Origin of the sequence: Pontibacter sp. MBLB2868 (genome assembly GCF_051904785.1) — a bacterium.
GTDB lineage: Bacteria > Bacteroidota > Bacteroidia > Cytophagales > Hymenobacteraceae > Pontibacter.
This window is the reverse complement of sequence record NZ_CP196710.1, coordinates 4,443,348-4,468,509: the sequence shown is the minus strand read 5'-3', so window position 1 is coordinate 4,468,509 and position 25,162 is coordinate 4,443,348. Positions and strand designations below refer to the sequence as shown.

Annotated in this window: 22 protein-coding genes; 14 read left to right on the top strand and 8 right to left on the bottom strand. The window is 46.1% G+C overall.

Annotated features, from left to right (window positions below; genetic code table 11):
* Positions 1-79 precede the first annotated feature (79 nt).
* The 3 genes from ACSX1A_RS19180 to ACSX1A_RS19170 are packed head-to-tail and all read left to right on the top strand — an operon-like array spanning position 80 to position 2,109.
* Positions 80-292 (top strand): YgaP family membrane protein, encoded by a 213-nt coding sequence (locus tag ACSX1A_RS19180; protein WP_439881251.1) that lies wholly within the window; start codon positions 80-82, stop codon positions 290-292.
* A gap of 6 nt (positions 293-298) precedes the next feature.
* Positions 299-715, top strand: coding sequence for a thiol-disulfide oxidoreductase DCC family protein (locus ACSX1A_RS19175; RefSeq protein WP_439881250.1), 417 nt, complete (start codon positions 299-301; stop codon positions 713-715).
* Positions 716-771: 56 nt separating this feature from the next.
* The gene (locus ACSX1A_RS19170; protein ID WP_439881249.1) at positions 772-2,109 is read left to right on the top strand and encodes a hemolysin family protein; all 1,338 of its coding nucleotides are present in this window, start codon (positions 772-774) and stop codon (positions 2,107-2,109) included.
* An 834-nt stretch (positions 2,110-2,943) separates the two neighbouring features.
* Here ACSX1A_RS19170 and ACSX1A_RS19165 read toward each other — a convergent pair.
* Positions 2,944-4,185, bottom strand: coding sequence for a DEAD/DEAH box helicase (locus ACSX1A_RS19165; protein WP_439881248.1), 1,242 nt, complete (start codon positions 4,183-4,185; stop codon positions 2,944-2,946).
* 333 nt (positions 4,186-4,518) lie between these two features.
* Here ACSX1A_RS19165 and ACSX1A_RS19160 point away from each other — a divergent pair, with 333 nt between their 5' ends.
* From ACSX1A_RS19160 to ACSX1A_RS19150, 3 genes are read left to right on the top strand one after another with little or no spacing between them, the layout of a single operon-like run.
* A complete protein-coding gene (locus ACSX1A_RS19160) occupies positions 4,519-6,249 on the top strand; it encodes a peptidase domain-containing ABC transporter (protein WP_439881247.1) in 1,731 nt (576 codons plus the stop codon).
* Between the two features lie 3 nt (positions 6,250-6,252).
* Positions 6,253-7,620 (top strand): HlyD family secretion protein, encoded by a 1,368-nt coding sequence (locus ACSX1A_RS19155; RefSeq protein ID WP_439881246.1) that lies wholly within the window; start codon positions 6,253-6,255, stop codon positions 7,618-7,620.
* Between the two features lie 8 nt (positions 7,621-7,628).
* Positions 7,629-9,059: a TolC family protein gene (locus tag ACSX1A_RS19150; protein ID WP_439881245.1), complete on the top strand. Its 1,431-nt coding sequence runs from the start codon at positions 7,629-7,631 to the stop codon at positions 9,057-9,059.
* Between the two features lie 7 nt (positions 9,060-9,066).
* On the opposite strand, the gene ACSX1A_RS19145 is transcribed toward ACSX1A_RS19150, so the two are convergent.
* Together ACSX1A_RS19145 and ACSX1A_RS19140 are read right to left on the bottom strand one after the other, a co-directional pair.
* The gene (locus ACSX1A_RS19145; protein ID WP_439881244.1) at positions 9,067-9,894 is read right to left on the bottom strand and encodes a sulfite exporter TauE/SafE family protein; all 828 of its coding nucleotides are present in this window, start codon (positions 9,892-9,894) and stop codon (positions 9,067-9,069) included.
* A gap of 457 nt (positions 9,895-10,351) precedes the next feature.
* On the bottom strand, positions 10,352-10,501 hold the full coding sequence (locus ACSX1A_RS19140; protein WP_439881243.1) for a hypothetical protein: 150 nt from the start codon (positions 10,499-10,501) through the stop codon (positions 10,352-10,354).
* A 140-nt stretch (positions 10,502-10,641) separates the two neighbouring features.
* Here ACSX1A_RS19140 and ACSX1A_RS19135 point away from each other — a divergent pair, with 140 nt between their 5' ends.
* Together ACSX1A_RS19135 and ACSX1A_RS19130 are read left to right on the top strand one after the other, a co-directional pair.
* Complete coding sequence (locus ACSX1A_RS19135) at positions 10,642-11,400, top strand: hypothetical protein (RefSeq protein WP_439881242.1); 759 nt, start codon at positions 10,642-10,644, stop codon at positions 11,398-11,400.
* Between the two features lie 22 nt (positions 11,401-11,422).
* A complete protein-coding gene (locus ACSX1A_RS19130; RefSeq protein ID WP_439881241.1) occupies positions 11,423-13,099 on the top strand; it encodes an IPT/TIG domain-containing protein in 1,677 nt (558 codons plus the stop codon).
* 70 nt (positions 13,100-13,169) lie between these two features.
* On the opposite strand, the gene ACSX1A_RS19125 is transcribed toward ACSX1A_RS19130, so the two are convergent.
* Positions 13,170-15,755: a lamin tail domain-containing protein gene (locus ACSX1A_RS19125; protein WP_439881240.1), complete on the bottom strand. Its 2,586-nt coding sequence runs from the start codon at positions 15,753-15,755 to the stop codon at positions 13,170-13,172.
* Positions 15,756-15,938: 183 nt separating this feature from the next.
* Here ACSX1A_RS19125 and ACSX1A_RS19120 point away from each other — a divergent pair, with 183 nt between their 5' ends.
* On the top strand, positions 15,939-16,928 hold the full coding sequence (locus ACSX1A_RS19120; RefSeq protein ID WP_439881239.1) for an aspartate-semialdehyde dehydrogenase: 990 nt from the start codon (positions 15,939-15,941) through the stop codon (positions 16,926-16,928).
* 344 nt (positions 16,929-17,272) lie between these two features.
* On the opposite strand, the gene ACSX1A_RS19115 is transcribed toward ACSX1A_RS19120, so the two are convergent.
* Entirely contained in the window at positions 17,273-17,713 is a 441-nt protein-coding gene (locus ACSX1A_RS19115; RefSeq protein WP_439881238.1) for a hypothetical protein, read from the bottom strand.
* A gap of 345 nt (positions 17,714-18,058) precedes the next feature.
* Between ACSX1A_RS19115 and ACSX1A_RS19110 the strand changes: the two genes are divergently transcribed.
* From ACSX1A_RS19110 to ACSX1A_RS19100, 3 genes are read left to right on the top strand one after another with little or no spacing between them, the layout of a single operon-like run.
* Positions 18,059-18,451, top strand: a complete 393-nt coding sequence (locus ACSX1A_RS19110; RefSeq protein WP_439881237.1) for a DUF302 domain-containing protein — start codon at positions 18,059-18,061, stop codon at positions 18,449-18,451.
* A 19-nt stretch (positions 18,452-18,470) separates the two neighbouring features.
* Positions 18,471-18,638, top strand: a complete 168-nt coding sequence (locus ACSX1A_RS19105; RefSeq protein WP_439881236.1) for a hypothetical protein — start codon at positions 18,471-18,473, stop codon at positions 18,636-18,638.
* Between the two features lie 42 nt (positions 18,639-18,680).
* On the top strand, positions 18,681-19,223 hold the full coding sequence (locus ACSX1A_RS19100) for a GNAT family N-acetyltransferase (RefSeq protein ID WP_439881235.1): 543 nt from the start codon (positions 18,681-18,683) through the stop codon (positions 19,221-19,223).
* A 37-nt stretch (positions 19,224-19,260) separates the two neighbouring features.
* Here the strand turns inward: ACSX1A_RS19100 and ACSX1A_RS19095 are convergent, their stop codons facing one another.
* From ACSX1A_RS19095 to ACSX1A_RS19085, 3 genes are all read right to left on the bottom strand, one after another.
* Positions 19,261-19,770 (bottom strand): hypothetical protein, encoded by a 510-nt coding sequence (locus ACSX1A_RS19095; protein WP_439881234.1) that lies wholly within the window; start codon positions 19,768-19,770, stop codon positions 19,261-19,263.
* Positions 19,771-19,819: 49 nt separating this feature from the next.
* A complete protein-coding gene (locus ACSX1A_RS19090; protein WP_439881233.1) occupies positions 19,820-20,887 on the bottom strand; it encodes a lysylphosphatidylglycerol synthase transmembrane domain-containing protein in 1,068 nt (355 codons plus the stop codon).
* A 127-nt stretch (positions 20,888-21,014) separates the two neighbouring features.
* On the bottom strand, positions 21,015-21,785 hold the full coding sequence (locus ACSX1A_RS19085) for a segregation and condensation protein A (protein ID WP_439881232.1): 771 nt from the start codon (positions 21,783-21,785) through the stop codon (positions 21,015-21,017).
* Positions 21,786-22,156: 371 nt separating this feature from the next.
* On the opposite strand from ACSX1A_RS19085, the gene dxs reads away from it, so the two are divergent.
* Together dxs and ACSX1A_RS19075 are read left to right on the top strand one after the other, a co-directional pair.
* Positions 22,157-24,073, top strand: a complete 1,917-nt coding sequence (dxs, locus tag ACSX1A_RS19080) for a 1-deoxy-D-xylulose-5-phosphate synthase (protein ID WP_439881231.1) — start codon at positions 22,157-22,159, stop codon at positions 24,071-24,073.
* Between the two features lie 269 nt (positions 24,074-24,342).
* Positions 24,343-25,110 (top strand): alpha/beta fold hydrolase, encoded by a 768-nt coding sequence (locus ACSX1A_RS19075; protein ID WP_439881230.1) that lies wholly within the window; start codon positions 24,343-24,345, stop codon positions 25,108-25,110.
* Positions 25,111-25,162 lie beyond the last annotated feature (52 nt).

Here is a 25,162-nt window from a genome sequence, read left to right as displayed (position 1 = left end):
ACAAGGTTTATGCTTTACAGTTTAACTTTCCATGTTTAGAAAAGTATAATTTTATGTAAACAATAAACAATTAGATCAAATGGATTGCAACGTAGGTGTAATGGAGCAAAAAGCGCGCGTGCTTGCCGGCCTTGCTTTAGTAGGCATAGGAGCATACTATAATGTAAAAGCCTTGGCAGCACTGGGTTTGATTCCGATCGCAACCGCTATAGTTCGCTGGTGTCCTATCAATGCGGCGATAGGATACAATGGATGTGAAAATAGTTCTGAAGAAACAACCAGCCATCAATAAAATTAAGTGATAGTTGAACCAGGAAGCGCTGCTGATGCAAACGGCAACTATAGTACATCTGCTTTAAAACCGATCCTGGTCTATGACGGCGAATGTGCGTTTTGCTTGTATTGGGTAAATAAATGGAAGCAAATAACAGCTGAAGAAGTTGATTACACACCTTTCCAGCAGGTGCCACCTGTTTACTTTGGGGTCAGTAGAGAACAATTTCAAAAGTCGGTTTACCTGATCACTTACTATAGAAGGTTATATGGCGCTGAAGCCGTATTCGAATTATTGTCCATTGGAGGCAATAATACCTGGCTCCAGCTTTACCACGGCATCCCGTTTGCTGACAGCCTTTTTGAACTTGGGTACCGCATTGTAGCAGACAACCGCAACTTCTTTTACAAAATCTTAAAGTTCTTTATCCCCGACGCCTGATAATAATTTGGCAAGCTCATGAGTTGCTGTGCTTGATATCCAAAACAATAACATTTGTGGCAGTTGCTACAGTATACTTAAAACTGGCCAGCCTGCACTACATGGGGATCATCGTTATTATTATACTTACTCTGCTAAACGGGTTCTTTGCCCTGTCAGAAACAGCATTGGTTTCAGTTAAAAAGAGCTCTGTAGAACACCGTGCAATCAATGGAAGCAAAAGAGCGGAAATCATACTACAGCTACACAAGCATCCTGAAAACTTTCTCTCATCCATACAACTTGGCATTACCCTGATTGGTATTATAGCTGGCGCTTACGGGGGCACTACACTTTCAGATGAACTTAAACCCTATATCAGTAAAATAGATGGACTAGCCCCTTATGCCTCCGAAATATCTATCACACTGCTAGTAGTTCTGATCACCTATTTTACTATTGTAGTGGGAGAACTGATACCGAAAACAGTTGCACTACGCAACACGCTTGGCACTGCCCTGATAGTCGCTCCATTTATCAGGTTCTTTACTTCGGTTACTTATCCCATAGTTCGCCTGTTATCCGGATCCACTAATCTGCTTATTAAGCTATTACACATCAACCCAAAAAAAGAAGCCCAGACAGTAACAGAAGAAGAACTGCGGCACATGTTACGTATTGCTGGCCGCGAAGGGGTGCTTGAGTCTGAGGAGGAGCAGATCCATCAAAACATTTTCAGCCTCTATGATCAGCGAAACCACAACCTCATGACTCTTCGTACTGACATTGACTGGATTGATATCAACATGTCTTTCGACACTATACATGAAATCATACTGCAAAGCCCGCACTCCAAATTCCCAGTATGCAGGGGAAGCATAGATCATATAGAAGGCATCCTGACAGCAAAAGATTTTTTTGCATTTAAAAATAATCCGAAATTTAAAATCCGTAATGTGTTAAAAGAACCCATATTCCTGTCAGAGCACATGCTGGCTGTAAACACACTTCGTCTTTTCCGGGAAAAGAAACAGTACCTCGGCATTGTAGTAGATGAGCATGGGGCTGTAGAGGGGGTTATTACGCTGCACGATATTCTGGAGGCAATAGTTGGCAACATATCAGACTTAGAAGAAGAGACCGAGCCAGATATTTATGTAAGGGATGATGGCTCAAGACTCATTAGCGGCATCACTCCCATTGAGCAATTAAACCAGCACTTAGGCTACGTAATAATTCCGGAAAATAAAGAGATCTATACTACGCTGGCCGGATTTATTTTGCATCACATCTCTCAGGTGCCCCACATCGGTGATAAAATCATACTTGATGGCAGCCAACTGGAAGTAGTAGACATGGATGGAGCCCGAATAGATAAAGTAATACTTACAAACATAAGAAGCAACCACGGGTAAAGTCAAAACTTAACATAAAATAAAGAAAAGCATAGCTCACAAAACAAGTAATATATAAGTCTGTGAATAAATTTACTTTTTCCAATTAACAACACGTCGGATCGAACAAAGAAATTTACTTCTGCTCTAACGCAGTTGCTCCAAGAGGCTACTCCATCATATCGTCCGAAGTAAGCTTCGCTGACATCTGGACAGTTCAGTTGCTATAATCATGAACTAGTTGATAATTAAATTATGTAAAAAAAGGCTATGCCGCAACTGCGGCATAGCCTTTTTTTACATAATTTAACATAGCCCCTTCTCACTCCAAAAGAGCAGCAGTAAGTTCTGGTTAAAGATAATTTTGTTACATCGCATCAGGTCTGTTGGTTCCCAGAGGAGGTCTTTCAGATAGGTCACAGCTAGGGTATTGTGTCCCTTGATCCATTCTCTGCTCTTTCTCCAATCTGTGTTTACGCTGAAGTCTCTCTTCTTCGAGCATTTCCTGGCTAGTGGCGTCCGTAAACTCTCTTGAAAAGCCGAAGCTTTCATTAACAGTCCTTTCGCTCATGTCTCCAGTGTTGTAAAAAATGTCTGAAAGGTGATCCCTTCCGCTTCTTCTTCGTCTCATCACGTACTCCTTTCTTAATTGGGTGCTGGTATTTTTTTGCCAACACTAATTAGTTTAATTATTGTACTATATTATACGAAGTATATCAGAAAATGTGGTTCAGCAGCAACAGCATCGAGAAATAAATACACCCAATTAAATATTTTTTAAACTAAAAAGGCCAGGGCCTGTGCAAAAGGATTAAATCCTGCACAGGCCCTGGCCTTTTTTATCCACTATAGTTTTTACTTTTTCTTTTTGCCTTTCTTTTTGAATGACTTCTCAGCTTCTTCTGCCTCTTTGATCAAAGATTTCCAATCATACTTAGCTTCAGCACTAAAGTCTATAGTGGCTTCGTAATCATCCTTATCTACTTCCAGCACTTTAATGTCCTTGGTCAGGTATTTCTGTATCTCGTCAAGTATAGGCTTCTCTTCAGGGGCACAGAAACTAACGGCTATTCCTTTTTCAGTACCACGTCCAGTACGGCCCACACGGTGCACATAGTTCTCAGGCTGTTCCGGCAGGTCGTAATTCACGACATACTCCACATTAGGGATATCAATGCCGCGTGCACTCACATCAGTAGCGATCAGCAACTTTACATCGCCTTTCTTAAACTGCCGCATTACATCCAAACGGTCTTTTTGCTCTTTACCGCCATGTATACTTATCGCTTTTACACCAACACGCTCCATGGCTGCTACCACCCGCTCTGCACGTACTTTGGTTCGCACAAAGGCCAGTATCTTCTTGTCAGGATTTTCTTTTACTACCCGCTCCAGGAAAAACCGCTTATCATCCATCCCGACATACATCACGGAGTGGTCTACGCTTTTAGCCACAGGATCTTTAGGCGATATCTGGATACGCACCGGTTTATTTACCAGGGAATAAGCCAGTTCCTTTATCTTTTCGTTGATGGTAGCAGAGAAGAACAGCGTCTGCCGCTTACCGGGCAGTTTGGTGATCAGTTGGCGGATATCATGTATAAAACCCAGGTCCAGCATATGGTCTGCCTCATCCAGCACCAGCACTTCTACGCGGTGTAAATGAATGTGCCCTTGGCTAACCAAGTCAAACAAACGCCCCGGAGTGGCTACCAATATATCAATTCCCTCCTCAAGTTTTGCAATTTGCGGCCCCTGCTCCACGCCTCCAAACACACAAAATGTTTTTACGCGAGTACCATGTCCGATCTCATTAAACACCTCGGTTATCTGGAGTGCCAGTTCGCGAGTAGGCACCATCACCACGCACTTTATGCCATCGTCGCGTTTGCGGTTTTTACTGAACTGCAGCCTGTCAAGCACCGGAATTGCAAAAGCAGCTGTTTTACCAGTACCTGTTTGGGCAATTGCCAATACATCCTCCCCTTTCATTATAGGCGGAATAGCCTTGAATTGGATATCAGTTGGTTTTTTAAAGCCTAGCTTACTCAGGCTTCTCTTTATCTCGTCGGAGATACGGTAATCTTCAAATCTCATGGTAACATTTTATACCTGGTTACTTCCAACACTAACGGAAGAACCAAAGTGCAAAGGTACAGGCTTTTATTTATTGATCGCTTCAAATTAAAAAATAAAAGTTTTATAAACTTTTTTGATAGTATTACTATTATAACTGAAAGCTTCTATACTTTTGCAAAACAAACAATGCTTTAAAATATTAGAACACATAGCTGACAGTACGTTTAAAATAGTACGTCAAAAACAGATGATTTATAAAAAAGAAAGCAGCAGCAAACGGAAACCTGGACACTTAAGAACGGTAACTTATAGTGGCTTATGCAAAACTAATATAGGATAAGAATGGAGGACATGATCATAACTAAAAAGTTGACTCCGATGCAGCGCTTCCTGAAACTACTTTCGATTGAGCGCCGGGAGATCTTGTACATGTACGTGTATGCCATTGCCGCAGGACTTATCAGCCTGATGCTACCGCTGGGCATACAAAGCATCATTGGTTTTGTGTCGAGCGGACAGGTGACCGTGTCAGTGATAGTACTGATAAGCCTGATCGTGCTGGCCCTGCTAATTGTTGGTGGCCTGCAGGTAATGCAGCTGTGGCTGGTGGAATTTATACAGCAGCGCCTATTTGCCCGCACCGCTTCTGAATTTGCTTACCGGGTACCGCGCTTCCAGCCTGAGGCGTTGCTAAAATACTACCCTCCGGAATTAATGAATAGGTTCTTTGATGTGGTTACCCTACAGAAAGGAGTAGCCAAGCTGCTGGTAGATTTCTCAACAGCCGTGATACAGATCATCTTTGGGCTTATTCTCCTTTCCTTCTACCACCCGTATTTCATATTTTTTGGCCTGATCCTGGTTCTTGTTTTAGCAGCTATTATTTGGCTCACAGGCGGAAAAGGAATAGAGACAAGCCTGAAAGAGTCGAAGTACAAGTATAAACTGGTGGCATGGCTGGAGGAGATGGCCCGCTCAATGAGCACCTTTAAACTGGTGGGCCATACTAACCTGCCCATGGAGCGCACCAACGGCTATGTAAAAAGCTACCTGGATGTGCGCAGGAAACATTTTAAGGTACTCATGACGCAGTACTACAGTTTTGTAGGCTTCAAAACTTTTATAACCGGTGGTCTACTCGTACTGGGCTGTATTCTGGTAGTGCAGCAGGAGATCAACATTGGTCAGTTCGTAGCCTCCGAGATCATCATCATCCTTATCATGACAGCGGTAGAAAAGATCATTATAAAGCTGGATACAGTGTACGACGTCATGACCAGCCTGGACAAAATTGGCCAGGTAACAGACCTGCCCATAGAGGAAGTGAAAGGCATAAAGCTTGAAGAACTGGCTTTAGATGGCGGTTTAAGTATAAAGGCAGATAACCTCAGCTACAGGTTTCAGGATACTAAAAAGGTGGCACTGGAGGGAATCAGCTTTGCGGTGCAGCCTTCGGAACGCGTATGCCTGGCAGGGTTTAACAGCTCCGGTAAAAGCACGCTCATAAGTTTACTGCTTGGCCTGCTTCCGTCTTACGAAGGTAGCTTAGCCTACAATGGCATCTCCATGCATGACCTGCACAAGGGCAACCTGCGCAGCTTCATCGGCGACAATATTTCAGCAGAGCAGGTTTTTGACGGGTCGCTGCTGGAAAACATAACGCTTGGCCGCGACCTCCCGCTCAAAGACATTCTGTGGGCCATAGAGCTTACCGGCCTTACCCAGTTTGTACATACATTACCGGATGGTTTACACGCCTACCTTACCGGCGGAAGCATGCGCCTGCCGGGAAGCGTAGCCCGCAAAATAGTAATGGCCCGAAGCCTGGTGCAGCGCCCTAAACTACTGATCATTGACAACTACTGGGCAGGCATGGCAAAAAAAGACAAAATGGATTTCCTGCGCCTGCTCACCAGCTCAGACTTTGACTGGACTATGATCATCGTGTCTAACGACAGAGAGGTAATGCAACTTTGTGACCGCACACTGCTGCTGCAGGATGGAAAAATGAAGGCCTTTGGCAGCTATGAGGAGATAAAACACCTGCATGTACTACAAGAGCTAACGGACGTAATAGTTTAAGCAATGGCAACTGAATTCAAAGAATTTGATAACACAGAAGAGGCACGCCTGGCAATGTTGTCGCTGGTACAGACACCCCGACTGGGTCGTACCCTCGCTTACTGGATTGGGGGTATTTTCCTGGGCCTGTTCCTCTGCCTTTTCCTCCCCTGGACGCAGAACATCCGCTCAGAGGGAATGCTAACAGCACTTACGCCACAAGACAGACCTCAAACAATTGAAGCTACCATTGCCGGCAGAATTGAGCAGTGGCATGTAATGGAAGGCGCTTTTGTAAATAAAGGTGATACTATTGCCAGCCTCTCGGAGATAAAGGAGAAGTACATGGACCCAAACCTGCTTGCACGGCTAAGTGAGCAGGTAGCGGCTAAGCAGGGAGCCGTTGGAGCCACTGAATCCAAAGCCAAAGCCATGGAAGAACAGATAAGCGCCTTGCGTGAAGGCCTTACTTTCAGCCTTCAGAAAGCCCGAAATAAAGTAGAGCAAATGCGCCTGAAACGGCAAAGTGACAGCATGGACGTAGTGGCGCAGCGTACAGAGCTAACCATTGCTGAATCGCAGTTCGAACGCCAGGAAAACCTTTATAAACAGGGCCTAAAATCGCTGACGGAGTTGGAGCAACGCAGGTTAAAGCTGCAGGAGGCGCAGGCAAAATTACTCTCCCTCATAAACAAGTATGAAGCAACGAAGGCTGAACTACAAAATGCACGCACGGAGTTAAATTCTTTACAGGCTGAGTATGGGGATAAGATTGCCAAAGCAGAGGCTGAACTGAGCGCCACCCGTTCTTATATCTATGGCACGCAGGCCGATGTGGCAAAGCTACAAAGTGAATACAGCAGCACGCAAGTCAGGAACCAGTATTACCAGATAGTGGCCCCGCAGGATGGCTATGTGGTAAAAACACTGAAAGCCGGAATCGGCGAAACGATAAAAGAGGGAGAGGCTCTGGCCACTATCATGCCCCAGGATCCGGATCTGGCCGCTGAGCTATTTATTGACGCACTGGACCTGCCTCTGATAGAAAAAGGAGATGAGGTACGCCTGCAGTTTGAAGGTTGGCCAACTCTGGTATTTTCAGGCTGGCCAGGTGCAAGCTTCGGCACATTTGGAGGCGTGGTTGCCGTGATCGATAACTCAGGCACCAATGGCAAGTACCGTATGCTGGTTGTGCCAGACCCAAACAAAGAACCCTGGCCTGATGCCTTGCGCGTAGGCTCCGGCGTGTATGGTTGGGCAATGCTTAAAACCGTACCGATCTGGTACGAACTGTGGCGTCAGCTAAATGATTTCCCACCGGATTATGCAAGCGGGAAAAGCTCGTCAGCATCTGAACCTAAAAAAAAGGCTGAAACCGCTGAAAAAGAGTAACCAGTAGCATGCGCATACTTAAACAACATATAAAGCTTGCTTTCCTGCCCCTGTTTATACTTTGCTCGCTTGCCCTAAACGCGCAGGTGCAGGATTCAGCAAAGCAGGCACTCACGTTGGAAGAATTCCACGGCATTATTCTGCAGTACCACCCGGTTGCATCGCAGGCGGCGTTACTCACAGAGCAGGCACGCCAGGAATTACGTATTGCCCGGGGGGCCTTAGATCCGGTTATCTCCAGCAAAGTATACCGCAAGGAGTTCGGAGGCAAAGAGTACTACAACATCTGGAGCAATTCGTTGCGTGTACCACTGTGGTTCGGGCCAGAGCTGAAAGCCGGCTTTGAGAAGAATCAGGGTGCTTTCCTGAACCCTGAGAACAAAACTCCATCTAATGGATTAAGCTCTGTGGGCATATCAGTCCCGTTAGGACAAGGTCTTTTTATTGATGAGCGACGTGCCACGATACGGCAAGCGCGACTGATGCAGGAAATTGCGGAGGCTGAACGGGTAAAACTCATCAACAAGCTACTACTGCAGGCAACAAAAGATTACTGGGATTGGCTGTTATACTACCGGCAGGTACAGCTGTACCAGGAGGCTGTAGAACTGGCCAGTTTTAGATTAAAAGCAGTCCGCGCCCGTGTGCAGGAAGGTGACCTGGCTGCCATTGACACAGTAGAGGCGCTAACGGAAGTGCAAAGCCGGCAGGTACTTTTGCAGGAAGCCTTACTCGGCTACAACAATGCCCGCTTAATGGTTGCCACGCATCTTTGGGCAGCCGATGAGGTACCGCTGGAGATCAAGGAGGCTACGATTCCCGCCCTGTCAGGCAGTGAAGTGGCAACGTTGCCGCCTGACTCACTCCGGCAGCTACTGGAAACGGCTAAGGCCAACCACCCGGATCTGCGCAAGCTCAGCCTGAAAGGAGAGCAGCTGGAGATTGAACAGCGTTTTGCTGCCGATAAACTTAAACCGAAGATCAATGCGGAGTATAACCTGCTGCAGGGTGATTTTTATTTAAACCAGGAAGCCCTGGACAGGCAGTTTATGGGAGAGAACTATAAGCTTGGCCTAAGCTTTAGCCTTCCGCTTTTCCTGCGGCAGGAGCGCGGCAAGTTACAGCTAACCAAGGCAAAACAGCAGGCCAACAACCTCGAGTTGATTCAAACAACCAGAGAAATAGAAAATAATTTATTAGCGGCCTATAATGATTGGCTTGCCCTGGAAGAACAGATAAAGCTACAACAGCAGATGGTGGAGAATGCCACTACACTGCGTAATGGTGAGGTTATCCGGTTTCAGAATGGTGAAAGCTCCTTATTTCTGGTAAACTCCCGTGAAATGAAACTAATGGAGGCACAGGCAAAGCTGAACAACCTGAGGGCGAAGTATGCAAAAGCAAAAACCTTTCTCTACTGGGCTGCTGGTAGCATTTAACAAAAACTTACCCCTTCCTGCCAAACCAATGCTGCACCGAAGAAGCCAGCCTTACAAAGTCGCTTCCTCCGGTGCCATAGGTATCATAGGCAAATTTGATGATGATCCCGGATACCACTACCAGGAACAGTACCCGCACAAAGCCAACACCACGCTTCAGTGCTGTTCGTGTTCCCAACTGTGAACCCAGTATACTGCATATGGCCATCGGTACAGCCACTTCATACATGATAAAGCCTTTGTAGCCAAAGTATAGCAGCGCCGACAGGTTAGTGGCTACGTTTACCACCTTTGCCGCAGCTGATGCTGCCAGGAAATTAAAACCGAAAATACCGATAAAGATAAAGATGAGGAAACTGCCTGTGCCTGGCCCAAAGAAGCCATCGTAAAAACCAATTGCTGCCCCGATCAGCAAACCGTACAGGCGCTCTTTCTGCTCCGTTAGCCTGGGGGCATGCAAAGCGCCAAAATCTTTTCGTATAAAAGTATAAACAGCCACCAGGATCAGCAGCACCAGAATGAGCGGCTTCAGCAGACTGGCATCGAGGTGGCTCAGTGCGCGGGCACCCAGAAAGGAACACACAAAAGCCGCTGCAGCCGCCGGAAGTATAGCCAGGTAATTGATCTGTACCGTTCGCACGTAACGGACCATGGCTGCCGTTGTCCCGGCTATACCGGCAAACTTGCCTGTCCCGAAAATGGCAGGCAGCGGTACTCCGGGCAAGAACACAAGCAGTGCCGGCAACTGTATAAGGCCTCCCCCACCAACTACCGAATCAATAAAGCCCGCCATAAAAGCGAACAGCGAAAGGGAAAGTATATCTTGTGTTTCCATGGGTAAAGGATACTGCTAATGCACCTGATGCATAACAGACTGCAGCCATAAAAAGGGCATTTAGTAAAGTGGCGCAAGATAACGGAATGATGCATCACCTGTTGCTGCTCCAGCTAAAAAAAATTATTGACTAAAGGCTGATGGCACTCTTCTAGTTTTATAATGTTTACAACACGCCATTATTCCTTTAAATCCTGGCATCCGTGATAAGACTACTTCTCCTATATACCCTTCCCTTTAGTACCCTTGCTACCCAAACCGGTTGCGAAAATGAGGCTATTGCGACCCCTGTGGCAGAGAAGGAGCTTTATGTCTTCTAAGAGTTGGTGACAACTGTCCCCAAAGTATGCTGCAATCTTTAGCTGCCGCTGAAGGGTATGGCGTGTATGCCGGTGAGATAAGGTATGAAGTGTCAGTTTGTCGGCTGCAGTGTACACCATTTACCAGGGTGAGGAGATTAAAGCGTCAGGCTTGGTGCGCGCGCCACAGGATATGGGAGCAACGGCGTCACACAGCAGTTCTTTTGTTCCGATGCTGCAATCTTTGGTGCCTTGGATACAGGAATTTTAAACAGTTCATCAGCATAGCTAAAATAGTCTGTAAACATATTGCAGAGCGCTTTTTGTCTTGTACTGCTGCAATCACACGAACCATCCCTCATCAGGGCATTATACTTATTAAAATATAGATTTATCTGATGTTAATCATTTTTCCCTATATTCGCGGCCTCAGATTATTAAACTTTTTATGAAAACACTCTTACTAGCGTTAGCGGCCTCCACCTTGGTCGCCTTCAACTCGTACGGCCAGGTTCCTGCAGCCGACTCAACTGCTTCTTCCTCGCTAAAGCCCCAGGCGAAACATGTTGCCACAGAGCTTAATATTAACCCCTTTAACGGCACCATCAGCCTGAACAACGCGATAAACCAGTTAAAATTCAGGTATTTCACGGCTTCTAACTTTGCCATCAGAATCGGGTTTAACGGCAATAAAACCTCTTTCTCCTCTGAGAACACAAACCCTTACGGCACCAACTCCTATCGCAATGAGAATGAGCGTAGCTCCACTACACTCGGCCTAAACCTAGGTGTTGAAAAACACTTCGCTGGCACCAGGAGGTTATCGCCATACATAGGCGCGGACTTTACCATCGAAAATAAGTCAACAGAGCAGGAAATTACCGAAGGTCAGGTTATAACTACCATCAAAGGGGGCTGGCGTGATTATACTTACTACTCTAATGGTGGCTACTCTTACTCGTACAGCGAGCGTGGCTATACCCGTTTTGGCTTGAACGTGCTTACGGGCTTCGACTTTTACATGGCTAAAAATTTGTTCTTTGGCTACGAAATGAACTTCGGCTTCAAAAAAACCAATAATCAGGAGCTAGACATCACCCAAACGGGCAGCAACTCTTCTACACCTAACAACCCCGAGATAAAAGACTCTGCCTTCTCGTTTGGCCCTAGCTTGATGAACGGCATCAGAATAGGGTACGTGTTTTAATTTTCTTTTTGAACAATAGGATATGAAAACCCTAATATTGCGTTTGCCATTTCTGCTGCTGTGCGCCTTGTTTATACTCCAGGGATGTAAAGAAGATGAGCCGCAACACCCCGAGGTTCAGACACTACAACTTGAGGCTAACTCCCCGTCCAGCGTTACCTTGAAAGGAAACGTAGTGGCCAGAGGCACCTACAACCTGGTTGACTACGGTTTTGTGTACGGTTACTCCTCCAACCTGAGCGAAACGAGCGGCACACGTGTAACAGTTGGCCAGGATGTGCCCATCGGCGAGTACCAAAAGGTAATTACAGGACTCACCGTATCTAACAGCTACTACAACAGAACCGTGTATGCCAGAGCCTTTATCACCAACGAGAAGGGCACAGTATTTGGCCAGGTGACCTCTGTAGAGCTTCCGTCGCCGAACATAAGCAGCGTGCTGCCAACTTCTGGAAAGGCAGGGGACAAAATAACCATAAATGGAAGCTTCTACACCAGCTCTGCTAGTGAGGTAGAGGTAACCTTTGGTGGCGTGGTGGCAAAGATAGTAGAGGTAACCCCTTCTAAAGTTGTAACCGAAGTGCCAACGGACATCAGCTACAGCTACTATTACAGCAACCAACAAGTACCTGTCCAGCTTAAGATCGCTGGCCAGACGTATAATGCCACATCCAGTTTTCGCATAATACCAGTAGCCAAAGACTTTTCACCTAAATCTGGCACATTGGGAACGGTGGTTACTGTAACCGGCGAAAATTTACCTTCCTCATCCTATTACAGCTACATCAGAGCCTACGTAGGTTCCGTGGAGGTTTCCGTTTCGAACTACAGCAGCAGCAGTTTCCAAATAACCATACCCTCTTCTTTGACCACAGAGAAAGCTGCCATAAAAGTAGTGTTAGACGGCACCACCACCATTTTGCCTGGGGAGTTTACGGTTATACCTCACACAGTTACGTCAATATCGCCTGTATCGGGGCTGGCAGGAAGCTCTTTTACGATAACAGGAAACTTTAATGCCTACAATACTTACTATGGCATTAACGCAAGCGTGATAATTGGCGATACACCGGCTAACATTTCCAACAGTTCATCCAGCCAACTTACCGTGAACGTACCGCAAAACATGATGGTTGGCAGCCATAAAGTATACGTAACAATCGGGCCGCACACTGCAGAGGCGCCACAGCAATACCAGGTATTGGCACCGTCGATTTCAGGCATCTCGCCGGCCTCAGGTGGTGCAGGCAAAGAGGTAATCATCAACGGGACCTTTATTGCAGGACAGTATTACACGGTGTACTTCGGAAACGTTTCAGTGTCCGGTTATGCGACTACATCCACCACCCTTCGGGCTTACGTGCCAGCTAACTTAACTGCGGGCAAGGTGCAAGTGTCTGTACAGATGGGCACGCAGCGCCTATACACTCCTACCGATTTCACCTTCGTGGCGCCCACCTTGGACTCTTTCTCGCCAAGTAGCGGGGTAGCGGGCTCAATAATCACACTAAACATCTCAGGCTTTACCCCAAGCTATTACACTACTGTAAAGTTTGGCACGGTTACTACTTCGGTGATCAGCTTTACAGAATCCACTATTCGGGTGGCCGCGCCTTCTGGGGTCACGGGCACCATGAAAATAAGTGTAATTAACAGCGGCCAGACCATGGTAAGCAGCGATAACTTTACGGTGAATTAAGATTAGTGCTTAACCTGTAGCCGGGAGGCGACTGAATTACCGTTCAGTCGCCTCTTTTTTTGCTCGGCGGCTATAACCTCCCCGCAACCACTACCCGTTCCTTATACCTATCCTTCTCTCCGTTTAACCCAAACAATTCTATGTAAAACAGGTAATAGCCAATGTTTGCCTTGGTCCCATCATCACGCAGACCGTTCCACTGGAAAAAACCATCGGCAGCTAATAGCTCATTCCGCACCAGCTTACGCACCTCCCGCCCCTGTGCATCAAAAACAGTAATGGTAGCAACTAGCCCCGTTTTATCGGTGTGGTAGTTAATGGTCGTAAAGTCCTCAAATCCATCACCGTCCGGAGAGAATACGACGGGCTCAATGCTGAAGACCCGCTGTGCTGTTACCCCCTCCCGCGATTGTGAGTTCTTATATCCTGGCGTAGCAAAAACCGTAGTAGCTGCCGAATGAAAGTTACTGGCTATGCTAGCTCCTTCAAGCCTGATCCGCTCAAGCGACACGCCGTTTAAGTCATCGATCAGGGCAAAATGCATGTCTTCATCATACCTGAACCTGTCTGCCTCTATTCCGTTTGGCTGCAGCACCACAACCGTTCCGGCATCATCGGGGTAACTGGGCAGGCTGCTCATTTTGATAAAGGCTTCCTGGTTTGCTGCCGGGTAATTCATTTTCACATTTTCAGGGTTGGAGGTTAGTATAACATAAGCTCCCGGTGTCAGCACATAATTATTTGTTGTTATTGTTTTCTTGTTGATGATGGAGTCTCCGCTGGTATTTGCCACCTGCCAGTTCTGCAGGTTGAGGTATTTACTGCTGCGGTTCACCAGCTCTACAAAGTCGCTTCCTCCTGTTCTTGGGTTAAACAGTACTTCGTTTATGACCACATCGCCTGGTACAGGGGCAGAGGGCAAGGCAAAAGTATAGGTCAGTGGTTTGGAGTTTAGGTTGCCGGAGCAATCACGAATACCGGTAGCAGTAAGCGTGTACAGCTTGCTTTCCTGAAGAGGGTTGGTTAAGGTAAGTACAACTTCTGTAAATAATGGTCCTTGTACCTGCACCCTGTCAATAGCTATACCGGGTTCAAAGGTGAAGTTTGTTATAGCGGTGGCCTTCAAACTATCCAGACGCTCGTTAAACCGTAACAGCAATTTATCGGGGCCAACGGCAGTTACTTCGGTTAAAGATGGAGGCGTGTTATCCGGGTTAGAAGCAGCAACGGAATTTACCTGGGCAGGTGTTCCCCCGCGAGGATCTACAGAGGCTGTCCAGTTATCTACGCCAGCGCAGGGATTTTGCACATCTATCATTTCCAGGCTCCATCCTCCTTCTTTTTTGCTACTGCTTTTATACCAGGCATCCGTGTAATTCAGGGCATAGATCAGGCGTCCGTTTGGTTGCCGAAGCTGCAGCAACTCACCACTGTTATTCAGGCTCGGGAAATTGCTGATACCGATTACCTTGCCATACTGGGCAAAATTCTGGACCTGGCTGTTGGGCACTACTACAGCATATTCGCCGGGCAGTAGCTGCACATTAGGCAATGTTGTAGTAGACGTAGCGTCGGAGTAACGGACACCTTGCAGCGTTAGCACCTTATCTGCTGTAGCATTAAACAACTCCAGGTATTCCTGCGCCGGCAAGCCCACTACAGGCGATTCATCGGCCATGACCTCTGTTATCAGCAACTCGTTATACCCCGGCAGTACAGCAGGAGGCACAAAGCTGAATTCTCTATCAACAGGACTGCTCAGGCTGTTGCCAAACAGGTCCTGCAGGTTGGTTATACGAAGCACGTTAGTGCCACTTCTGAAGCGCTGTCCAAACACCAGTCGTACTTTGCCTGGCGCTATGATTTCTGCAAGTATGGGTTTGGCGCTGTTGTTTAGTATGTAGTTATCGGTGCTTTTTGCCAGCTCCGGCTGCAGTGGTTCATTAAATTGCAGGGTCAGCTCCTGCGGGTCTATAGTCTGCAAAGCTTCTAACATGGGTGGCTCTGTATCTTTGATCAGAAAATCATCAAAATAAAATTTCTGACTGTTAGTAGAGGTATACTTTAGCAACACTCCAAAATAATCGGAGCGTTTGTAGGTAGCGTCCGTTAATGTTCCCTGGCTTACATAGCTCTGGCCCGTACCGCTCACATCTATCTGCAGTTTCCATTCATAGTTTATACTTCGGGTTACCTGCACCCGCACCACGTTATTACTGCTGCCGATGGTTTTATCCTGGCCATTGATCAGCATAACAGCTGTTTTGCCGCCATCCTTCCTGAATAAGCTCACTTCATCAGCGGATCCGCCAATACGCACAAAATAGCCACTTGTGCCACTGCTATTCAGATCAGCATTATCAGACATCAGAAAGATATCTGCATAGTTGCTAGCCGAGGTTGCCAGCTTTAAATTTGCCCAAAACTCCCATACAGTTCCTGCAACAGCTTGCGAGGGAGTTATGAGTTGAATAACTGAGCCCGTAACAGCGGGCCCATGACTCTGTAGTTGGTTTTGGCTGTTTACCTGAAAGTAGTTTGTGCTGCCGGTCCAGGTGAGGTTCCGGGTGAAGTCGCCGTCAGAGAAGCTATCCTGCAGTTGCGCCTGCACCATGAGTGGAAGTAGCAGAAGGATAGCTAGTAAAGTTTGTTTCATGCGCTGTTGTGGTGAAAACTTTTGTAATTTTGTGCCCGCATGAGGATTAGAAGCGGTACCCCGCAGCATAGCTCCTTATAACCTAAGCCGCTTTTGTAGATGTTAGAACTTTTACGGGAGCAATGTTGGTTTAGGTGTCAGGGCTATAAAAAACAGCAATCATACATTAAATATATACCTTAAATGAAAGTAGCAGTAGTAGGCGCCACTGGATTAGTGGGCGGCGAAATTTTGAAAGTACTGGCGGAGCGTAACTTCCCGGTGACAGAGTTATTGTTGGTTGCTTCTGAGAGATCTGTTGGTAAACAGATGGAGTTTAAGGGTAAACAGATAAAGGTTATCGGGATGCAGGACGCGATTGCGGCTGCCCCGCAAATTGCCATTTTCTCGGCTGGCGGAAGCACCTCTACGGAGTGGGCTCCCAAATTTGCCGAAGCAGGCATTACAGTTGTAGATAACTCTTCGGCCTGGCGCATGGACCCTACCAAAAAACTGGTAGTACCGGAGATCAACGCCAAAGAACTGACCAAAGAAGATAAGATCATTGCCAATCCGAACTGTTCTACTATACAAATGGTGGTGGCGCTTAACAAGCTGCATGAAGAACTGCAGATGAAGCGAATCGTGGTTAGCACTTACCAATCGGTAACTGGCACAGGCAAAGCTGCTGTAGACCAGTTGATGAACGAACGTGCCGGCAAAGAGGGCGACATGGCGTATCCTTACCCTATCGACCTGAACGTGCTGCCGCACATCGATGTGTTCCAGGATAATGGCTACACCAAAGAAGAGATGAAAATGATCCTCGAAACCAAGAAGATCATGGGCGACGACTCTATTCGTGTAACAGCCACTGCTGTACGCATACCAGTAATGGGTGGTCACTCAGAGTCAGTGAACGTGGAATTTGAAAAGGATTTTACGCTGGATGAAGTTTACCGCATCCTGAACCAGACAGAAGGTGTGAAAGTGGTAGACGATGTTAAGAACCTGCAGTACCCAATGCCAATGGATGCTCATGGCAAAGATGAGGTTTTGGTTGGCCGCATACGCCTGGACGAAACCCAGCCCCGAACCCTGAACATGTGGATCGTGGCCGATAACCTGCGCAAAGGCGCAGCTACCAATGCCGTACAGATTGCAGAGTATCTGATGAAGCACGAGCTGGTGTAGGTTTTTTAGACACTAGACTTTAATAAAATACTCTTCCGGGCTGATTAGGCCGGAAGCTAAAAAGGGGGACTTTTGTCCCCCTTTATTATTGTGCGGGAAATGATAAAGGTTCCCAGATATAAAAACAATTAATTCTATATAAAATATTATATATTGTAAAAATATTCTATTTTAACAACTAAATTTTAAAGCTATGGATTTTGTTACTATTGACTTTGAAACAGCTACTCCTGATCGAAATAGTCCTTGTGAAATAGGTCTTACTATGGTTAAAGATATGCAGATAGTTGATGCAAAGTCTTGGCTGATTAAACCCAAACATTACTGTCTCAAGTTTTCATTAGTTAGAAATACGACACTATCCCCTGAAAAGAGGAAAGCGTTGGTAGAAGGTCCTGATATATAATTTGCTGAACATTGTTTTTGGCCGTAGCATATTCCCAGTCATAATAAGCAGTTTCACGGGAATTTACTAAAAGGTTAGACTTTAGCTGCCATTTGATTTTAAGGGTAATAACACCGGCATCATTAACCACTGCATTCACCACAAAGGCGTAATTAAAGCGGCTCGTATCTTTCGGGTCGGTAGAAATGGTATAAAAATCTTTGTTGGATTCGGCAATGGCATATCCGTTTTGTGCCAAATGTCTACCCCATTTCACAAAAGCTTCTTCGGGGCTAAGGCCAGTGTTGATTACAATAGTGCTCGCTTTCTTAAAAGGTTCTTTCGATTGTGCAACGACCAAAGCAGGAAGTAAACATAGAAGGGCTAAGAGTATTTTCATACAGCAAGTATATTTAAATATAACTATGTAAACAATACCACAATGTCGCAAGTTTAGCGACAGCGCAACTTGTGACTAAGTATGATGCCAGTTTGTAACTGGCTTTCTGCATCAGCAGAAAAAAAGACCTTCAGCAAATTTATACTTTGCCAAAGCTCATACTATCGTATCAGTCATTGCCAGTCTTGCTTTTCCAAAGCACAGAAGTTACAAACTTCTGCCATGTTCGTCACAAGTTACGCTATCGCTAAACTTGCGACATTAGGGCATTCTGCTACGGCTTAGCAAAATTCCAGGCTACCCTTCTTATAGTTGGTTCGTACTAAAACATAAACATGTAAAGCTATGGACTACTATTTCAACAAAACACTAAACGGTAAGAGCTTCGAGGAGGCCGTGGAGCAGGTAACAGACGAGCTAAAAAAAGAAGGCTTCGGAGTATTGACGGAAATTGACGTGAAGGAGACACTCAAGAAGAAGATAGATGTCGATTTTAAGAAGTATAAGATCCTGGGAGCCTGCAACCCACACTTTGCTCACAAAGCACTACAAAGCGAAGACAAGATCGGGGTGTTTCTGCCTTGCAACGTGGTGGTGGAAGAGAACGATAACGGAGAGATAGAGGTGTCTGCCGTTGACCCGATAGCCTCTATGGCAGCAGCCAAAAACGAAGCGCTGGAAGGTATAGCAACAGAGGTGCAGCAAAAACTAAAGCGGGTGATCGATAACTTAAAATAAACTACAGCAAGTATAAATTTTGTGCTACATTTATATTTATAGTATAACGTTTTTCCTTTTCACTACTGAATTACTTGCTGAACTGGTAGGGCAAGCTTTAGCAGAAGGTCTGTTTGAAGGTATAGGAGGTATTTTTAAAGGTACCGGTGAAATACTTGGTGATGCATTAGCACATATTGACTTTTAATAGCCTCTAAACATTCTAATAAAGCTTGTAGCGCACCAAAAGATGCCCATAGAACATATTCACACCGAAAGGCTTGTGCTTATCCCCTTCACATTGCCAGTGGCAGATGCCCTTTTGCAAGGAGAGGTAGGGATTTTACGTAAAATTGGATTACTCCCAACTCCTTATTGGCCCGACCAGGAAGCAATTGAAACGCTGCCTAAGATCATCAAGAACCTGAAACTGGTGCATGAGCCGACAGGTTTTGAGTCGTGGATGGTGGTGCTGAAGAGCAACATGACAGTAATTGGTGATGCCGGTTTTAAAGGATTACCTAACGCTGATGGAGAAGTGGATATTGGTTATGCCATTATCAAGCAGGAGCACAAAAAAGGGTATGGCATGGAGGTAGCAAATGGCCTGGCTGAATGGGCTTTTCTGCAGCCAGTAACAAAAGCGATCACTGCAAAATGCCTGATCGGCAACACCGCCTCTGCCAGAATCCTGCACAAGTTAGGATTGCGTGAAACAGAACGAAATGATAAATTGATCAGCTGGCGAAAAGATAAGCCTGAGCTTATCCCCATTGCTGCACAAGCTATCTAAAAACAAAAAAGCCGGTTTTAAGCCGGCTTTTCATTTATTATTCTTTTTCACTTCCTGCAGGGCATTTCCGATCCATCAGCTGCCTGATATTTTCAATGCACTGCACCGGAATAAAAGTATAGACAGCGTCATCGCCATCGCAATATTTAAAGCTGGCAAACTCGGTACGGCTTTTAGGATACACCCATTTATCGCCCTGGCAGCCATACACGAATAGCGGAAACTCATTGTAATTAAAATCTACAAACGACACTACCTGCCCCTGGTTCACAAACAACAGGCGGCGATACCCTTCTTTCACCTCCGCCCCTTCCCATTTAAAGCCAATAGCATCGCTGATGTCCTTTTTGGTTTCATAAGGCTGAAAGTAGTACATTTTCTCCCACTCAAAATCAGTCAGATCGGCCATCCGAATGGTTTTATAGCCGTTTGCTCCTGCCTCACCTTCTGTTACTGCGGTCTTTAGTTTCTCCTCCAGGCTGGTATTACTATCAGAGCAGCCAGCAAAAACCAATAACATCAGGAATGGCAAAAGATATCTTTTCATCAGATCAGGGATTTGTATTGAGAGTAATTTTATGTTTTGATTCCGTACCTCAGCCCCGCACACCTATTTCGCTCTCCTTCGGATGATGCCCAAATACTTTGGCAACCCAGCGAGGCAGGAAAATAGAACCCAGGATCAGGTAAGGATAATAAGTGATCAGGCGGTAAAGCACGACCACTATACTGCTGAAACGGCCCAGGAACAAACCGAAGAAACTCGGGAAGGCCATCTCTACGATACCAGCACCACCCGGGGTAATAGCGATAAGCATTACGATCCAGAATATCAGGTTACGGGAGATGATCAGCGCATGCTCGCCCAGCGACACATCGGTAAAAGCAGCAATAAGGCAGTTGAGCAAGAAATAGCGCGCACTCCACACGAATATTGTAGAGATAATAGCTCTTGCCCAATAGTTAAAGTCCTTACCCTTTAGCTGCTCCGATGCCCAGATAATCTCGTTGCCATGCTGGAAAGCATTGACACGCCATTTGCGCAAAAAACCAATGGAAGTAGCTTTTAACAACAGCCATTTAAAAGCCCTGGGCCTTACAAACAGCGCATAGATCATGATAAAAGTATACACCGTAATCAGCGCGTAGCTGATGTAAAAAGCAGATTGAAGCTTGGCCACATCAGATGGCGCCAGGTTAAAAGTAGGAAACACCTGCCCTTGTGTTAAAAGCAGCGCGATGGGGGCGGCTATAATGAAGAACATATTATCCAGTACAGCCGTCAGCATGACATAGGCCAGCGACTTACCCAGCGGTATACCCTCTTTGTTAAGTATGATAGTGGCAATGGTGGTACCTCCTACAACAGAAGGTGTAATGGCGGAAGCAAACTCCCAGAGCATGATCACGTCCAGGCTGCTGCGCCAGCTCAAAAACTTATCTGTTAACGAACGAATGCGGTACATATAGCCTGCATCCCGAACTACCAGTACGGCCAGTGCAGCCACAAGCCACCAAACATTTGCATCGGCAATGCCTTTCAGCTCCCCTACCTTATCATCTTTTATAAAAAGCCATGCCGTGGCAATTATGCCCAGTATAACCGGCACAAGTATCTTGATCGGGCTAAAGCTTTTAAGTATCGTTCTTTTATTCTGATCCATGTAAGGTGTTCATGGTTTGTCTGCCCTCATATACAACGCCGCGGCTCGATAAAGGCGTGTAAAACTAAGCAACAATTAATCAATACAGACAAACTAATAAAATTAACTTTCCTGTTAACAGACGAGCTTATTCCACCAGGAGTTGTGTTACCTGTGCAGCATGTCCTTCAGCCTCGGTAATGATGAAGTCGTTAAACCCATCTCCAACCTCTATCCCGATCAGGTTCAGCTGAAGCATATCCAAAATGGCGAGGAAATTAAATATCATACCTATTTTATCCGGAAACTCAGAAATTAGCTGTGAGAAAGCCACCTGGCTACGCTGCTTTACCATGTCCATGATAATGTCGCGCTGCTCTTCAATAGTGTAAGCATACTGAATAACGGTGTGTTTCGGCCTGTTCTGCTCCTCCTCAAAGCGCGTCATTACTTTTTCAAACACACGCATGATCTTGTAGAGGTTCAGGTCCTGCAGCTCATACTCAAAGTGGTTGGCATTTGCGATCTGCTGCAGCTCGTCATGAATGTTACCACGGTTTTCCTGCGCCAAACGCAGGTCTTCCATTTCGGAAAGGTTCGGCACAGCGCTCTTAAACTTCTTGTATTCCAACAGGTGCTGCACCAGTTCCTGGCGCGGGTCAATTTCGTTGCCCTCTTCGTCCTTTTCGGTGCGGGGTAGCAGCATTTTTGCCTTAATGCGCATTAAAGTGGCTGCGGTAAGTATAAAATCACTGGCGACCTCGATGTTGAGCTGCTCCATCTGACGGATATACCCAACAAATTCGTTCGTGATCTGGAAGATCGGAATATCATGTATATCCAGCTCATCACGCTCAATAAAGAATAGCAAAAGGTCGAACGGACCCTCAAACAATGGTAATCTGATTTCGAAACTCACCTTCTCTGTATTTTATAGCGCGTGCCGCTGCGCCGATTACAAAATTAAACATTTCCAGCGGATTAATTCACGCCACCTGTGTAAGAACCTAATTCATGGCAGGCATAGTTCAGAACAAGTTGCGGGCTATACTGGTATAAGCACAAAAGCAGGCTTGCTGCACCGCAACCCAGTAAACAACAGTAGCTTTAACACGAATTGCATAACACTATATATAACTGAAAAACAAACCTTTTCTGCCTCGCAATAACTTAATATGCGGATTGGTGTTTGTAATTTTATTATCTTTACGATTTGGCTTTAAAGGTACAAAGCAATGCTTACTAAACTTTAGCTGAAAATATTTGTTAGAGGTCTATAAAGACAATTCTATGATCATTAAACCCGGAGAGCTGCTTGCCTCCATCAACACGCCTGCCGACCTGCGAAAGCTTAAGCCAGAGCAGTTGCTACAGGTAAGCCAGGAACTAAGGCAGTATATCATTGATGTCGTTTCGATACACGGTGGTCACTTTGGTGCCAGCCTGGGTGTGGTGGAGCTTACAACGGCATTGCATTATGTTTTTAACACACCATACGATCAGTTGGTATGGGATGTGGGGCATCAGGCATACGGACATAAGATCTTGACCGGCCGCCGGGAGATCTTTCATACCAACCGTAAGTATGGTGGTATCTCCGGCTTCCCGAAAAGAAAAGAAAGCGAGTACGATACTTTTGGCGTAGGCCACTCCAGCACCTCTATCTCTGCGGCGCTGGGTATGGCTGTTGCCTCTAAGTACAAAGGCGAAGACGACCGCCACCATATTGCCGTGATCGGTGATGGTGCCATGACGGGTGGAATGGCCTTTGAAGCACTTAACCATGCCGGGGTAGCAAACGCCAACCTGCTGGTAGTGCTCAACGATAATTGCATGAGCATTGACCCTAACGTGGGTGCTCTGAAAGAATACCTGACCGACATTACTACCTCCCGCACTTACAATAAAGTGCGGGACGAGATATGGAATGTGCTGGGCAAGATCAGCAAATTCGGGCCAAACGCGCAGCACATTGCCTCTAAAGTTGAGAGTGGCATCAAAGCTACTTTACTCAAGCAGAGCAACCTGTTCGAGGGACTTAAATTCCGTTATTTTGGTCCGATAGACGGTCATGACATTAACCATGTGGTGTCTGTGATGGAAGACCTGAAGCATATTCCGGGTCCCAAGATCCTGCATTGCCTTACCACCAAAGGCAAGGGGTACGCACTGGCCGAAAAAGATCAGACCAAATGGCATGCACCGGGTTTATTTGATAAAATTACCGGTGAGATCTACAAAAAGCACTACGATACACCTCAGCCTCCTAAATACCAGGATGTTTTTGGCCATACAATTGTAGAACTGGCAGAGCAGAACCCAAAGGTGATGGGCGTAACACCGGCCATGCCATCAGGTTGCTCACTTAACATCATGATGAAGGCCATGCCTGACCGTGCTTTTGATGTGGGCATTGCCGAACAACATGCAGTTACGTTCTCAGCTGGCCTGGCAACGCAGGGTTTAATACCTTTCTGCAACATCTACAGCACTTTTATGCAGCGTGGTTACGACCAGGTACTGCACGATGTATGCCTCCAGAACCTGAACGTGGTTTTCTGCCTCGACAGAGCCGGTTTTGCAGGTGCTGACGGGCCAACACATCATGGCGCATATGACATTGCTTATATGCGCTGTATCCCGAATATGGTGGTAGCTGCCCCCATGAACGAGCAGGAACTTCGTAATATGATGTTTACAGCCTCCCAAGACAATATGGGGCCGTTCACGATCCGTTACCCGCGTGGTGAGGGTGTTATGCCAAACTGGCGCACACCGCTGGAGCTACAACAAGTTGGCAAAGGCCGGGTGGTACAGGAAGGTGAAGAAGTAGCCATACTTACGTTTGGGCACATTGGCAATTATGCCGTAGATGTGTGCAAAAAGCTGGCTTACGACGGCATTACACCTGGCCATTACGACATGCGCTATGCCAAGCCGCTGGACGAAGAACTGCTACACCATATCTTTACAAAGTATAGTAAAGTGATTACGGTAGAAGATGGCTGCCTGCAAGGCGGCTTTGGTAGTGCAGTGCTTGAGTTTATGGTTGACAATGGCTATACCTCACAGGTGAAGCGCCTGGGTATTCCGGATAAAATTTTTGAGCACGGCTCACAATTAGAATTGCACCGTGAAGCAGGTTTCGCACCTGAAGACATTGAGCGTACTGTTCGTGAAATGATCGGTGTAACCGTGAAAGTCTGAGCCAGGTTTTGCAGGATAACTAAAACTCATTAGCTAACATAAAAGAAGGCCTCACAGTGTTTTATAACCTGTGAGGCCTTCTTGTTTGAAGGCAGGATTCCCAGATAAAGTAAAGGGCTAAAGTTACCGGCCACTTTAATTTTATCCTTTGTTTCTGAATATTTTGTAAAGGCGGTTCTAAAAGTGTTGTTCTGTCATTTCTACTACTTAATTTATACTTTTGGAAATCATCCTGAATGACATTTAATCTCGCCAAACCTGTTCCAACTATGATAAAAACACATTCACACGCCAACGACGCACTTGTTTTCCTTCACGGCTTCTGCGAAAGCACCAAAGTATGGGAAAAGTTTGCCAAACCACTAGAGCATAAGTTCAGAATCATACTTTTAGACCTGCCGGGCTTTGGTCAGAACACTCAAAACATTCATGACTACAGCATGGAAAGTATGGCCGGTTATGTGAAGCAGCAGCTGGATGAAATGGGCGTAAAAAAGTGTGTTCTGATCGGGCACTCAATGGGTGGCTACGTGAGCATGGCTTTTGCGGAGAAGTATGGTAACATGCTGAATGGCCTCTGCCTGTTTCATTCCTCTGCCCTGCCAGATACTCCTGAGAAAAAAGAGAACCGTAACAAAACAATAGAGTTTGTTGAAAAGCATGGGGTAGCTACGTTTATGGAGTCGTTTGTGGAGCCCCTTTTCTATGCTGATAACCGGAAAAAGCTGCGCCAGGAAATCGAGATGATGGTGCAGATCGGTAAAGATACCCCCAAAGAAAGTATAACCGCCGGACTGGCAGCCATGCGCGACCGCCCCGACAGAACAGAGGTACTACAGAAGCTGAAATGCCCGGTCTTGTTTATCTTTGGAAAAGATGATGGCGCTGTTCCTCTTGAAAAAGCACTGGAGCAATGCTACCTGCCCGACAATAGTATGGTTAATTTTTTGGCAAAGACAGGACACATGGGTATGTTTGAACGACCTTACGAGACCCGCAAGGCCATTGAAAAGTTTGCAGAAACCATCTATGGCTAAAATGCTTGTTGGTATACAGCATTTAAAGCTCGTTTCCGATCCTTCGTATAAG

What these genes read in the sequence shown, in the direction of transcription:
- ACSX1A_RS19125 (WP_439881240.1), bottom strand. Translation starts at nt 15,755, where the DNA reads ATGAAACAAACTTTACTAGCTATCCTTCTGCTACTTCCACTCATGGTG.
- ACSX1A_RS19100 (WP_439881235.1), top strand. Translation starts at nt 18,681, where the DNA reads ATGCCCATAGAACATATTCACACCGAAAGGCTTGTGCTTATCCCCTTC.
- ACSX1A_RS19090 (WP_439881233.1), bottom strand. Translation starts at nt 20,887, where the DNA reads ATGGATCAGAATAAAAGAACGATACTTAAAAGCTTTAGCCCGATCAAG.
- ACSX1A_RS19115 (WP_439881238.1), bottom strand. Translation starts at nt 17,713, where the DNA reads ATGAAAATACTCTTAGCCCTTCTATGTTTACTTCCTGCTTTGGTCGTT.
- ACSX1A_RS19075 (WP_439881230.1), top strand. Translation starts at nt 24,343, where the DNA reads ATGATAAAAACACATTCACACGCCAACGACGCACTTGTTTTCCTTCAC.
- dxs (WP_439881231.1), top strand. Translation starts at nt 22,157, where the DNA reads ATGATCATTAAACCCGGAGAGCTGCTTGCCTCCATCAACACGCCTGCC.
- ACSX1A_RS19160 (WP_439881247.1), top strand. Translation starts at nt 4,519, where the DNA reads ATGATCATAACTAAAAAGTTGACTCCGATGCAGCGCTTCCTGAAACTA.
- ACSX1A_RS19135 (WP_439881242.1), top strand. Translation starts at nt 10,642, where the DNA reads ATGAAAACACTCTTACTAGCGTTAGCGGCCTCCACCTTGGTCGCCTTC.
- ACSX1A_RS19095 (WP_439881234.1), bottom strand. Translation starts at nt 19,770, where the DNA reads ATGAAAAGATATCTTTTGCCATTCCTGATGTTATTGGTTTTTGCTGGC.
- ACSX1A_RS19145 (WP_439881244.1), bottom strand. Translation starts at nt 9,894, where the DNA reads ATGGAAACACAAGATATACTTTCCCTTTCGCTGTTCGCTTTTATGGCG.
- ACSX1A_RS19155 (WP_439881246.1), top strand. Translation starts at nt 6,253, where the DNA reads ATGGCAACTGAATTCAAAGAATTTGATAACACAGAAGAGGCACGCCTG.
- ACSX1A_RS19180 (WP_439881251.1), top strand. Translation starts at nt 80, where the DNA reads ATGGATTGCAACGTAGGTGTAATGGAGCAAAAAGCGCGCGTGCTTGCC.
- ACSX1A_RS19130 (WP_439881241.1), top strand. Translation starts at nt 11,423, where the DNA reads ATGAAAACCCTAATATTGCGTTTGCCATTTCTGCTGCTGTGCGCCTTG.
- ACSX1A_RS19120 (WP_439881239.1), top strand. Translation starts at nt 15,939, where the DNA reads ATGAAAGTAGCAGTAGTAGGCGCCACTGGATTAGTGGGCGGCGAAATT.
- ACSX1A_RS19165 (WP_439881248.1), bottom strand. Translation starts at nt 4,185, where the DNA reads ATGAGATTTGAAGATTACCGTATCTCCGACGAGATAAAGAGAAGCCTG.
- ACSX1A_RS19110 (WP_439881237.1), top strand. Translation starts at nt 18,059, where the DNA reads ATGGACTACTATTTCAACAAAACACTAAACGGTAAGAGCTTCGAGGAG.
- ACSX1A_RS19150 (WP_439881245.1), top strand. Translation starts at nt 7,629, where the DNA reads ATGCGCATACTTAAACAACATATAAAGCTTGCTTTCCTGCCCCTGTTT.
- ACSX1A_RS19140 (WP_439881243.1), bottom strand. Translation starts at nt 10,501, where the DNA reads ATGTTTACAGACTATTTTAGCTATGCTGATGAACTGTTTAAAATTCCT.